The following is a 12,422-nucleotide window of genomic DNA, read 5'->3' as shown; positions in this document are numbered from 1 at the left end:
ATATTATTATTTCACAATGGCAAAGGAAAATTAAAACTCAGTTCAAAGCGTGTCTAAATACTGCCTGAAGGGAGAAAATATTATCGCATGCAAGGATTTTATACCTCTCTTGACATTTTTATTATACTTTTTTGTTGAAATTCAGTCGGCGTTACACCAAACTCATCCTTAAAACACTTGGTAAAATATTTAGGATTTGTGAATCCTAATGCATAAGCTATCTCAGAAATAGATAATTGACGAGCATTAAGCATAACACAGGCTTCTTTCATTTTTATATTCCGAATAAAATCCAATGGTGTAAGCCCTGTCATAGCTTTTATTTTTCTATGCAAAGTCGATTTCGACATGCCCAGTTCTTTTGATAACATTTCCAAATCAAACTCTGCCTCCTCTAAATGTTCTCTTACAGTAAAAGTTATTTTTTCCAGTAATTTTTTATCTGCAGCCTGATAAGGAAGTATAGAGAAATCCATACTTTGTTCTTTACGAAAAGTTGACTGCAATCGCTTATAAGTTAAAATTAAATTATCGATACGTGCTTCGAGCACTTTTATTTCAAATGGTTTGGTCAGGAAACCATCAGTACCAATATTATAACTTACCACCTGGTCTTCTACTCCTTGTTTAGCTGTAAGAATAATAATAGGGATATGCATATATCGATAATCTGTTTTTATCTTTTTACATAAATCCCATCCAATCATATCTGGCAATGTAATATCACACACAATCATATCAATATCATTGTGTGACAATTGTTCTAAAGCACACTTAGCCGTTTCCGCCACCAATACATTATATTTACCTAAAAATGTTTGCTGTAAAACATAAAGCAATTCCTTATCATCATCAATAAACAAAACTGTACTTTTTTCTACTACTGTACCTTCATTCTCCACAACAGAAACTATATCAGAAGCATCCATTATTTGTTTATTATCCCCAGAAAGAGTGGTCGTCTCTTCTATTGTTGCATAAACCTCTTTATTCAATGGAAGTGAAACCGTAAAAACAGAACCCTCTCCATACACACTCTCCACTGAAATCTCACCATGATGAAGTTCAACCAATGACTTTGTCAAATACAGGCCAATTCCATTTGATTCATTACCGGTCGCATTTTTACCAGTATAAAACTGATTAAAAATCAATTTTAAATCTTTCGGTTTTATCCCTATTCCCTGATCTGAAACTTTTATTATCAAAAAATGTCGGTCGCTTTCCATTTTTTCTGAAACTTGTAACTCAACCCTCTTACCTTCCGGAGTGTATTTTATGGCATTAGAAAGCAGATTATATAAAATCTGATCCAGTTTTTCAAAATCCACATAACCTTCAATAGATGAATTCGTTACCACATTAAATTGTTGGTGTTTTTTGCTTGATAAAGCCATAAAAGAAGCTACGCATACATTTTTTATATATGAATCTATTCGACCATAACTAATATGTAAAGGCATGGTCTGCGTATTGATTTTACGAAAATCTAATGCCTGCTGAATCAAATGGCGCACCTTTAAAACATTTCTTTTCAATATATTAACTTGTTTTCCGTATTGATCATGAAAAGTGTTTTTCTCAAAGAACTCTATAACCGTTAATATGACTGTCAAAGGAGTCAGTATTTCATGAGAAACATTAGTAAAATAATCAATCTTCGTTTTTGCCAGCTCTTCCTTAAGTTTTATCTGATTTTTCTTTTTCAATCTTCTCAAGTAAAAATACTCTACCAGACATAATACTGTTATTCCCAAAACGATATAAAAAGTATATGCCCACCATGTTTCATACCATGCAGGAAGCCGAACAATAGTCAAATCATATTGACTATCCACCCATTTTCCATTATCTATATACTTTAATCTAAAATGAAAGGTACCTTTAGGCAGTTCATTATAAAAAGCAGTAAATTTATTTACTTCAGGATACACCCAATCCTTATCTACCCCTTCCAACTTAAAGGCTATTTGTTTTTCTCTCTGAAGTCCATATTCCAATGTAGAAAAAGATAATTCTATATTTCTATCACGACTTGTCAAAAACACATGAGATACCGTATTTCCTATTTTCGGCTTATCAAAAAACACGCTACTCCCATCTACCTTAATATCTGTCACCATAGGAGCGAAACTACAATCTGCTCCCCACTGACTACCAGACTGAAGCAAATGAATAAATCCATTATGTCCACCGGCATAAATTCCACCCGAATTATCCGGACAAGCAGCCTGCCCTCTAAACAAATGAACTCGTATATTACTGTCTCGAGTGGAATACTCTGTATAAAGCTTCGTTTGCAGATTATATTTTAAAATCTTTTTATTAGTAATCACCCATAGGTTCCTACGGTCTACCAACAACTTCAATACAATACAGTCATTTAATATCTCATTAAGTCCTATCAGTTCAAATTTATCTTTGGCAGGAGTCGACCTATAGACATACCCCAATGAAGATACAATCCACATACAATCATCATAATCTACACAAGAAAGTTTGGGAGTATCTTCTTGTTCCGAAGTAAAACAAATAACTTTTCGTGTCGCTACAATTTTCTTATCACTATATCTCAAAGAAAACACTTGATTGGAAGTCGAAATTCCCCAAATCTCTCTATGAGTATCTACACATAAATGAGTAATATTTCTTTTATTCAAAGGTTCACAAAAAACAGCAGAATAATCATTGGGGGATATAACAAACAAATTATTGGAAGTTAATACCCACAAATTTAAATTTGAATCTTCCATCATTTGAAGAATATCTCCACAATTGTCCGTATATAAAGACAAATCTATTTCCTTTGTCACATACAATTTACTGCCATTTCTAATTATTTTTACTAAACGCGAATCTCCTCTTCCATTCACCCATACAGATAAAGGTTGCTGAGCTTTAACCATTAAATTAACCTCTCTGACTTTACCATTTAAATCCGCATAATGCAACTTATCAGTATCCAACTCATACAGACACAAGCCCAGTCGATCTTGATTCACCCATGCTACATTATTTTCATCCACACACAAATGCAAAATATTGGTATCCCATCCTAAATCATTCTTTACTTGCGATAATGAATAATATTTAATCCCCGATTTATCAAAACGAACGACATTTGCCAAATCATAAGAGCTTAACCATAAATTTCCTTCCCTATCCTTCAAAATACGAGTATACATCTTTTGAGTATCCACACGGCTATCTATATCAACTAACTTTATATCACCATGAGATATATCTAATGCATAGAGTTTGTTATAAGATAAAAACCATAAATAATGATACACATCATCTTGAACTATACTATATACGGCGGATTCTTTCCCATCTTTTCCCATTAAAAAAGAACAATTTACAAAATAAGCTTTTTCTGGTGAATCAGGTTGAAATTTCCATAAACCATTTCCCCATGTACCAATCCAGTAACCACCCGCTTTATCTTGATACATCGTATAGTAATCTACGTCAATCATATAAGGATAATAGGAGAATGTATCTAACTTCGAATCATAACGGCATAGTCCACCCTTTCCCATCAGCACCCATAATACACCAGATTTATCTTCATACAAACTATTAAGTATAATTGCCTGCTGACTATCGATTTTTAGTATATGCCGCATGTCATATTTACGGACAAGACTTCCGTCTTTTCTGCAACGATAAAGATTTCCTCCAGAAGCTATCCAGATTTCCCCTTTTTTTGTTGTAAGCATAAACGCTATGTCTTTATCTTGTAAGCTTTTCTCCGGAATAGGAATAACTTTACCTGTATGTTTTTCAAATAAATTGATTCCTTTGTGAGTACCAATCCACAAATAATCTATGCTCTCCGCAAAACTTGTAATCCTATTATCAGTCAGCAAATGAGGAAAACGATAGTCATTCTTAAAAGAACGGACTTGATGTCCGTCATATCTAGCTAATCCATTGGATGTACCAATCCACAAATATCCCCATTCATCTTGGTATATATCCCAAATTTCATTTGAAGCCAAATCTGAATAGAAAGGCATCGGCTTAGATAATATATCCTGAGACATTCCGGGTATAATACCAATCAAGAAAAAATAAATTATAGCTACTACTGTGTTTTTCATGGGTATCATGTAGATTTTTATTATTTCACCCTGCGGTTCAACTGATTATTCGCTTTCTCCGGACGGGACTTTCCCACCCTTTTTCCACTTGTCTTTTTCTTATTGCTCTGTTTTGCCTTGAAAGCAAACGGATTTTTCTTGTTTACTACCATACCATTCTGATTTTTCTACAAAAATAAGATTTTATTGGATTCATCACAAAATATCGTTACTTTTGCCAATTATCAAAAAGGAATGCTTATGAGCCCAATTGATTACACACATATACTGACAAAGGCTGTTGACGAACTTTCCGACAGCCAATCTTACCGTGGACTGTTCCATCAGCACAGAGAAGGTGAACCGCTTCCTTCCGGAAAATCACTGGAACGTATCGTAGAACTATCACGTGCCATCTTATTCCCCGGCTACTTCGGTAATTCTACCATCAACAGCCAGACCATTAATTACCACATTGGTGTCAATATTGAAGAGCTGTTTTCTCTGCTCATCGAACAGATACAGGCCGGATTGTGCTTCGGGGTGGAAAATTCAGGCCAGTGCGACTGTCAGTCACCTTGCCGTGCCACGGCTACCCAATTAGCGGCTGAGTTTATCAGCCGTCTGCCGGAAATCCGACGGATTTTGGCTACCGATGTAGAAGCTGCATACTACGGTGATCCAGCTGCCACCTGCTTTGGTGAAATTATCTGCTGTTACCCTGTTATCCGTGCAGTGACCAACTACCGGATTGCCCACGAACTTCACCGGCTCAACGTGCCTCTTATTCCGCGTATCATCACGGAAATGGCTCACTCTGAAACCGGAATCGACATCCATCCGGGTGCGCAAATCGGACATCATTTTACCATTGACCACGGTACGGGTGTCGTAATCGGTGCGACCTGCATCATCGGCAATCACGTGAAACTATACCAGGGTGTCACATTGGGTGCCAAGAGTTTCCCTTGCGACGAACAGGGAAACCCCATCAAGGGTATTCCACGCCATCCGATACTGGAAGACAATGTGATTGTCTACTCCAATGCCACCATATTAGGACGCATCACCATCGGTGAAGGAGCTACCATTGGAGGTAACATCTGGGTGACGGAAAGTGTACCTACCGGTGCCCGCATCGTACAGCGAAAGAGCAAGGAAAATTAAGGAGAAAATGCCTGCCCAAAAACGCACTTACGTTTACTCCAAAACGCAAGGACGTTTGAAACCAAACGCAAGTACATTTCATCTAAAACGCCCTTGCGTTTCAATCCAAACGTAAAGGCGTTTTAGAGTAAGCACAAAGACATCTTATTATTGATGGTTGAAACGGCCGTTTTTTACTTAAGAACCTAAAAAAAATAACGTCCGCAGTCCCGGAAAACTCACCGGAAACTGCGGACGTTTTTGTATATAAAATAATAAGAATGCTTAGAAAGCCTTATGGTAGAGCGCTTCAATATCTTCTACTGAAGTCGGACGCGGGTTACCTCCAGTGCAGACATCATTGAATGCATCGATAGCCAACTGATGCAAATCTTCTTCCTTCACACCGATTTCATGCAACTTCTGTGGAATACCGATGCTCAAAGAAAGCTGGCGAACAGCTTCTACCGCAGCTTTTACACCTTCTGCTTCGCTCATGCCGGTAGTATCTACTCCCATCGCCTTAGCAATATCCAGGTATTTTGGTGCGGCAGGAGATTCTGCATTGTATTCCATGACGTAAGGCAACAACAATGCATTGGCTACGCCGTGCGGAGTGTCATAGTGCGCACCGAGAGGATGAGCCATAGAGTGAACGATTCCCAGACCTACGTTGCTGAATCCCATTCCGGCAATATACTGTGCCTGCGACATGGCTTCACGAGCTACTGGATCACTACCATTGTCTACAGCAGCCTTCAGATTCTTGGCAATCATCTCAATGGCCTTCAGTTCAAACATATCTGACATCACCCAAGCTCCCGGAGTAATGTAGCTTTCAATGGCATGTGTCAGGGCATCCATACCTGTAGCCGCAGTCAGGCCCTTCGGCATAGAATACATCAGTTCAGGGTCTACGATAGCTACCGACGGAATATCGTTCGGGTCTACACATACCATTTTCTTGGTAGCAGCCTCATCAATAATCACATAGTTGATGGTTACCTCAGCCGCAGTTCCAGCAGTAGTAGGCAGAGCAAAAGTCGGCACTGCTTTATGGCGCGTATCTGCTACTCCTTCCAATGAACGTACATCGGCAAATTCCGGATTGTTCACTACGATACCGATACCTTTAGCCGTGTCAATGGAAGAACCGCCACCCAATGCAACGATAAAGTCGGCACCGGAAGCCTTGAAAGCTGCCACACCATTCTGTACATTGGCAATGGTGGGGTTGGCTTTTACATCACTATATATTTCGTAAGGAATACCTGCCTTTTCGAACACTTCCACCACCTTGTCGGCTACGTGAAAACGAATCAGGTCCTTGTCAGTCACAAAAAAAGCTTTCTTGAAACCTCTACGGCCTGCTTCTGTAGCGATAGCTTCGCGACATCCGGCACCAAAGTAAGAAGTTTCGTTCAAAATCATTCTGTACATAATTTCATGGTTTTAAAAGGTTAGATTTTTATTTATTTCGGAAGATGGAACACGTCCGTCAGTTCCTGCATTTGTTCTTTCGTCATACCGTCCGGCTCAAATCCCATGCAACGGGCATTAATGTAAATCTGGGCAGCCTTGGTCAGCACGTCAATCTGGTCAAATGCATCCATTACATCGGTACCGACAGCAAACACACCGTGTTTTTCCCACATTACTACATCATAATCGTCCAGTTCCTTCAGTGTAGCATCTGCCAGTTCTACTGAGCTCGGCATCTTATAAGGCACGATACCCAATCCACGCGGACAGAATGCCTTTGTTTCCGGAATCATGCTCCACAACAGATAAGTCAGTACATCCTTTTCCAGGAACTTCGGAGTATGGCTCATTGCCACCAGTTCGATGGGGTGTGTATGTACGGTAGCCTTTTTCTGGGCACCTTCCGCAATCAGCGTATTGTGAACAGTCAGGTGAGAAGCCACCTCCGAAGTCGGCATCACCGGCTGGTCAGCGATAATGACATAGCTGGCACAATCGTCGCAGATACGAATCACCGAACCGTTTTCCATCGGCCAGCGAGCCAAGTCGCGCATACGTTTCTGTGTACCTTTGCAGAAAAAATAACAGCCTTTCAGATGCGGTAATACTGCTCCAATCTGTTTCGGTTCACTGATGGCCGGCATCTGACGGATTTCATCGTCCACAAACTCTGTTACATTGATCGTGATATTTCCACCGTTGCGTTCAGCCCATCCTTTTTGCCACAAATATCCGGCCACTTCAGCCACTTTATTGATTTCACGGGCCAAACCCGGACGTCCTTCAAGAATTGATTTCATTATATTATGTATTTAAATTTAATTTTTTATTTCAACAGCTGCGGAAGGAAAGAAGATACAATCAGGACAATCAGTCCCAGTACCAGTACCCAGATGGTCTTTGCAGAACATCCTTTCCATTCCTTCAAAATAATTCCCCACACATTCGAGAATGTCACGTTCAGCGACATCAGGATACACCAGGAGAACGTAAGCAGTACCGGTGAAGCTATCAGGAAACCTTTTCCCAGACTCAAGCCAAAGAACTGACTATACCATAACACACCGGCCAACGCACAGAACAGAATGTTGTTCACATACAGCGAGGTCTTTCCATAATCACCCCATGTCTTGTTCTTTGCATTCTGATAAAAACAATACACCATGTTGGTAAGGAAACCTCCGGCAGTCACCATAAGAGTAGCCGGCAAAGTTTTATACACTTCTGCACTTTCCGGGAAACACAAACTCTGCCCGAATCCTAATCCGATACTGAAACAGGCGCTCATGAAACCGGCCAATAAAGCTACGAAGATTCCTTTAGTAAAATTGAAATCTTTCACAGCTTTTTTCTTTTCTTCCTCGCTCAGACTGGCAGACTTCATATTTCCTGCATAACCGATGATGCCGATACCTAGCAAAGTCACAATCACTCCCACAATAACCGGCATGGTCAGTTCCTCCATGTGACCAGTAAATATGGGCGTCAAGATTGTTCCCAGTCCGGCACAGGTACCCAGCGAGATAGACTGTCCCAATGCTACTCCAAGGTAGCGCATACTCAAACCAAATGTCAGACCACCCACTCCCCAGAGTACACCGAAGAACATCGCCCAAAGCGTATCGGCTGGATGAGCCGCATAAACCTCAAAAAGGCTGTGTCCGTCCGGAACAGCCAGCAACGCGCCCAAGAAAGGAAAAACAAGCCAGGCAAATACTCCCTGCACAATCCAGTAAGATTCCCAGCTCCAGTTCTTTATTTTATTGATGGGTACATAGCAACTCGACTGGCAGAATGCTCCCACTGCAATAATCAACAATCCGATAATGATTTCCATAGCCTATAAATTAAGCCAGCCGGACAACGGGCAAGACAAGCTTTTCCCGTCGTCCGGCTGTAAGATTAATTTCTCTTAGAAGTTACTTCCGCTTCGTATTTTTCTACTTCAGCAATGTATTCTTCGCCTACAGGTACATTATTCTTCAAGCAGAACATATCCCATACAGCTCCCCAAGGCAATGACTTGCATTCTTCGAGCAATGCCAGACGCTGGAAGCCACGGTCAGTTTCTTCATAGTCACGCAGCGTGTTCAGCGGTTCGAGCAACGCCTGCAACAGGCACTTCTGTGTAGCACGCATACCGATTACATACGCACCGATACGGTTGATAGAAGCATCGAAGTAATCCAAACCGATGTGTACACGGTTCAACGCATTGCAACGTACGATTTCCTTGCACAAATCGAGTGTATCGTCGTTCATGATAGTTACATGGTCTGAGTCCCAACGAACCGGACGGCTTACGTGCAACATCAGTTCCGGTACATAAAGTAACAGAGAAGAAACCTTATCAGCCACACTTTCTGTCGGATGGAAGTGACCGGTATCGAGTGTAATCAGTTTCTGGTTCTGTACACCATAACCAATATAGAAGTCGTTAGAACCCACTGTATAGCTTTCCAGACCAATACCGAATACTTTTGATTCGATGCAGTCCTTCATGTGATCGTACTTCTGTGCAAAAATCTGGTCCAAAGAATCTTTCAGCAATGCACGGTACTTCATACGGTTTACGGTAATATCCTTGCTACCATCGTGTACCCACAAGTTCATGATACAAGGATCTCCCTGACGCTTACCCATTTCTTCAGCAATGGCACGGCAGCGTTTGGTATGTTCAATCCAGAAATCACGGATAGCCTTGTCAGGATTTGACAAAGACAAGTTTCCAGACTTCGGGTGAGAGAAAGAAGTAGAGTTGAAATCCAGCTTCATGTCATTCTCTTTTGACCACTGCATCCAGCCTTCAAAATGTTTTACTTCCACCTGGTCACGGTCAACAAACTGTCCGCCGAATTCACCATATATTTCGTGCAAGTTCAAGCGATGTTTTCCCGGTACGTAAGAAGCAGCCTTCAGGATATCTGCACGCAATTCTTCAATGTTACGAGCCTTTCCCGGATAATTTCCGGTAGCCTGAATACCTCCGGTCAGTGAACCCTGTGATTCGAATCCGGTCACATCATCTGCCTGCCAGCAGTGCATAGACATAGGTACAGACTGTAAAGTTTCCATTACGGCATCCGTATCGATACCCAATTTGGCATAGCGTTCTTTCGCTATTTCATACGCATTGATAATCTGTTGTTCTTTCATGGCAAATTATTTTTTAATGATTGATATATATTTCTGATAAGCTTCATTCCACACTTCCGCATCTGCCGGTGAGAAATAATCCGGTTCCACATTGACAGAAATCACGTTACGCATTTCCTGCAACGTACTTACTACTCCGGCTGCTTTAGCCTGAAGCATGATATTTCCAATTGAAGATGCCTCGCTCGGTCCGGCCACAACCGGCAAGCCGATAGCATTTGAAGTAAACTGATTCAGCAGTTTGTTGCGTGAACCTCCTCCAATGATATGCAACTTTTCAATCGGATTTACGGAAAGTTCACGGAATACATCGAGTACCTCACGGTATTTCAGTGCCAGACTCTCAAAGATGACACGAATAAACTCACCATGTGTCTGCGGTGCATTCTGTCCCGTACGTGCACAATACTCACAAATGGCTTTAGGCATATCCTGTGGATTGGTAAATCCCGAGTCATCCGGATTGATGAAGCAAGCAAACGGGCGAGCAGCCTGAGCCAGTTCCACCATCTGCGGATAAGTATAATCCGTTCCTTCCTTATGCCATTTCTTCAGACATTGTTCTACAATCCACATACCTGTGATATTCTTCAGCAAGCGAATGGTACCGTCTACTCCTCCTTCGTTCGTAATATTATAGTGAGTTGTCTTTTCATTCACAACCGGACCATCTGTTTCAATTCCCATCAATGACCATGTACCTGAACTCAGGTAAGCAAAGTTCTTGTTGGCAGCCGGTACAGCCGCTACGGCAGAAGCTGTATCGTGTCCGGCTACGGCAATTACCGGAACAGATTCTATCTGAAGTTCTTCACACAAATCCTCGGTCAGCATACCGACTTTAGCTCCCGGTTCTACCATATCCGCAAACAAGAATTTGCTGACACCCAGCACTTCCAGTAATTTTTCATCTAATTTGCGTGTTTCCGGATTCAGCAACTGAGAAGTCGATGCAATGGTATATTCTGTCACCATCTTTCCAGTGAGCAAATAAGAAAGCGCATCCGGCATGAAGAGCAGGCGACTGGCGTGCGTCAGTCCGAAATCCTTCCGTTGTTTTAGGGTATACAACTGGAAAATACTGTTGAAATCCATGTGCTGGATTCCCGTCTTTCCATACAACTCATCTGCCGGCATTACCTTTTCAAAGAACTCTTCCTTCTTACCGATAGTCTGCGGGTCACGATACGCATACGGGAGGCCTATCAGTGCTCCTTCCTCATTCACAAAAGCAAAATCCACTCCCCATGTATCAATACCGATAGAAGTGACAGATACTTTTTTCTGTGCCACAGCAGCCAGACCTTTCTTCAAATTCTCATACAAGGAAAAAATATTCCAGTAAAAATGTCCGTTGAGTTGCAGCATCTGGTTCGGGAAGCGGGTAACCTCTTCCAGCGTCAATTTATCACCAGTCAGCGTCCCCAATATGGTTCTTCCGCTAGTTGCTCCTAAATCAAATGCAATAAAATATTTGGAATCCATGCTAAAAGTTTATTTGGTTAACTACTGTGGCAAAAGTAGAAAGAAAAAATTCCCTTCTTGCGGAAGAAATGACTTTAAAATATAAGTTTTTGATTTTTCCTGCTAACGAAAATTCAGGAGTTTATCAGGGATTTTTTATCTTTGCGAAGAAAGGGACAAAAAATGGAAAAGAACAGCGTAAACTATAAATATCTGGTACGAAGTCCGCGCGATATAGACTGGGGAATTACCGTGGATACCGTAGGTTCGGAACCCATTCCACCCAACTATCCGGTGTACCCACCTCGTACCGGACATCCGGATGCCTTTTATTTCACTCCCTCACGCGGCCGTGTGCTGGACAGCTACCAGCTATTATACATCACTCACGGAAAAGGCTATTTCTATACCTCTCCCGACACATTTATCGAAATCAAGGAAGGAGACATCTTGATTCTCCAGCCTCACGTATGGCACAGCTATTTCCCCGATAAAAAAACCGGCTGGCAGGAATACTGGATCGGATTTCAGGGAATCAACATGGACAGCCGTTTCCAAAACAACTTTTTTGCAAAAGACCAGATTGTTTATCACATCGGTGTGCAGGACAGTATCGTAAAACTTTACGAACAAGCCATCCAGGTGGCCATGGAAGAAAAAGCGGCCTGTCAACAATATCTGGCTGGCATTGCTAATCTTATCTTAGGCATGACCATGTACTACTCGCAGAACTACGAGTTCGACAACAAAGCCACCGAGCAGATTAGCAAAGCCAAGGTATTCATCCGCGAGAACCTGCTAAAAGGTATAGGCCCGGAAGAAGTCGCCGACTCCCTGCACATGAGCTATTCCTGGTTCCGCAAACTGTTCAAAGAGTATACCGGACTTTCTCCGGCGCACTACATTCAGGAACTGAAAATCCAGCAGGCCAAAGACTTGCTGGCCACCACTCAGCGAAGCACCAAAGAAATAGCCTATTACCTGACCTTTGACGATATACCTTACTTTACCAAAGTTTTCAAGAAATATACAGGATACACCCCGCAATCCTATCGAAAAAAATTCGGAAGAGAATAAAAATACAACCTC

The 12,422-nt window shown here is 41.5% G+C and carries 10 protein-coding genes; 3 read left to right on the top strand and 7 right to left on the bottom strand.

Annotated elements, in window-relative coordinates; all coding sequences use genetic code 11:
* Positions 1 to 98: 98 nt before the first annotated feature.
* Together DXD04_RS03800 and DXD04_RS16855 are read right to left on the bottom strand one after the other, a co-directional pair.
* On the bottom strand, positions 99 to 4,106 hold the full coding sequence (locus DXD04_RS03800) for an ATP-binding protein (RefSeq protein ID WP_181977450.1): 4,008 nt from the start codon (positions 4,104 to 4,106) through the stop codon (positions 99 to 101).
* Between the two features lie 20 nt (positions 4,107 to 4,126).
* Complete coding sequence (locus DXD04_RS16855) at positions 4,127 to 4,258, bottom strand: hypothetical protein (protein WP_007560208.1); 132 nt, start codon at positions 4,256 to 4,258, stop codon at positions 4,127 to 4,129.
* Positions 4,259 to 4,346: 88 nt separating this feature from the next.
* Between DXD04_RS16855 and DXD04_RS03795 the strand changes: the two genes are divergently transcribed.
* Positions 4,347 to 5,252, top strand: coding sequence for a serine O-acetyltransferase (locus DXD04_RS03795; RefSeq protein ID WP_117671034.1), 906 nt, complete (start codon positions 4,347 to 4,349; stop codon positions 5,250 to 5,252).
* 264 nt (positions 5,253 to 5,516) lie between these two features.
* On the opposite strand, the gene fucO is transcribed toward DXD04_RS03795, so the two are convergent.
* From fucO to DXD04_RS03770, 5 genes are all read right to left on the bottom strand, one after another.
* Positions 5,517 to 6,671 (bottom strand): lactaldehyde reductase, encoded by a 1,155-nt coding sequence (fucO, locus tag DXD04_RS03790; RefSeq protein ID WP_117671032.1) that lies wholly within the window; start codon positions 6,669 to 6,671, stop codon positions 5,517 to 5,519.
* Between the two features lie 32 nt (positions 6,672 to 6,703).
* On the bottom strand, positions 6,704 to 7,513 hold the full coding sequence (rhaD, locus tag DXD04_RS03785; protein WP_007560202.1) for a rhamnulose-1-phosphate aldolase: 810 nt from the start codon (positions 7,511 to 7,513) through the stop codon (positions 6,704 to 6,706).
* 26 nt (positions 7,514 to 7,539) lie between these two features.
* Positions 7,540 to 8,550: an L-rhamnose/proton symporter RhaT gene (gene rhaT, locus DXD04_RS03780; protein ID WP_117671030.1), complete on the bottom strand. Its 1,011-nt coding sequence runs from the start codon at positions 8,548 to 8,550 to the stop codon at positions 7,540 to 7,542.
* A 65-nt stretch (positions 8,551 to 8,615) separates the two neighbouring features.
* Positions 8,616 to 9,869, bottom strand: a complete 1,254-nt coding sequence (locus DXD04_RS03775; protein ID WP_007560199.1) for an L-rhamnose isomerase — start codon at positions 9,867 to 9,869, stop codon at positions 8,616 to 8,618.
* 6 nt (positions 9,870 to 9,875) lie between these two features.
* A complete protein-coding gene (locus tag DXD04_RS03770; RefSeq protein ID WP_117671028.1) occupies positions 9,876 to 11,354 on the bottom strand; it encodes a rhamnulokinase in 1,479 nt (492 codons plus the stop codon).
* A 26-nt stretch (positions 11,355 to 11,380) separates the two neighbouring features.
* On the opposite strand from DXD04_RS03770, the gene DXD04_RS16640 reads away from it, so the two are divergent.
* Both DXD04_RS16640 and DXD04_RS03765 read left to right on the top strand, forming a co-directional pair.
* On the top strand, positions 11,381 to 11,542 hold the full coding sequence (locus DXD04_RS16640) for a hypothetical protein (RefSeq protein WP_181976305.1): 162 nt from the start codon (positions 11,381 to 11,383) through the stop codon (positions 11,540 to 11,542).
* Complete coding sequence (locus tag DXD04_RS03765) at positions 11,517 to 12,410, top strand: AraC family transcriptional regulator (RefSeq protein WP_007560193.1); 894 nt, start codon at positions 11,517 to 11,519, stop codon at positions 12,408 to 12,410. The genes DXD04_RS16640 and DXD04_RS03765 overlap by 26 nt, the downstream gene beginning before the upstream one ends.
* The last annotated feature ends 12 nt before the right edge of the window (positions 12,411 to 12,422 follow it).

Source organism: Phocaeicola plebeius (assembly GCF_003437535.1).
Classification (GTDB): domain Bacteria; phylum Bacteroidota; class Bacteroidia; order Bacteroidales; family Bacteroidaceae; genus Phocaeicola; species Phocaeicola plebeius_A.
Note: the sequence above shows the minus strand (reverse complement) of the source record. Positions and strands in the feature narration are given on the sequence as shown.

Excerpts from the sequence above, each read along its gene's own strand:
- fucO (WP_117671032.1), bottom strand. The coding sequence starts at position 6,671 with ATGTACAGAATGATTTTGAACGAAACTTCTTACTTTGGTGCCGGATGT.
- DXD04_RS03800 (WP_181977450.1), bottom strand. The coding sequence starts at position 4,106 with ATGAAAAACACAGTAGTAGCTATAATTTATTTTTTCTTGATTGGTATT.
- DXD04_RS03795 (WP_117671034.1), top strand. The coding sequence starts at position 4,347 with ATGAGCCCAATTGATTACACACATATACTGACAAAGGCTGTTGACGAA.
- DXD04_RS03765 (WP_007560193.1), top strand. The coding sequence starts at position 11,517 with ATGGAAAAGAACAGCGTAAACTATAAATATCTGGTACGAAGTCCGCGC.
- rhaD (WP_007560202.1), bottom strand. The coding sequence starts at position 7,513 with ATGAAATCAATTCTTGAAGGACGTCCGGGTTTGGCCCGTGAAATCAAT.
- DXD04_RS16855 (WP_007560208.1), bottom strand. The coding sequence starts at position 4,258 with ATGGTAGTAAACAAGAAAAATCCGTTTGCTTTCAAGGCAAAACAGAGC.
- rhaT (WP_117671030.1), bottom strand. The coding sequence starts at position 8,550 with ATGGAAATCATTATCGGATTGTTGATTATTGCAGTGGGAGCATTCTGC.
- DXD04_RS03775 (WP_007560199.1), bottom strand. The coding sequence starts at position 9,869 with ATGAAAGAACAACAGATTATCAATGCGTATGAAATAGCGAAAGAACGC.
- DXD04_RS03770 (WP_117671028.1), bottom strand. The coding sequence starts at position 11,354 with ATGGATTCCAAATATTTTATTGCATTTGATTTAGGAGCAACTAGCGGA.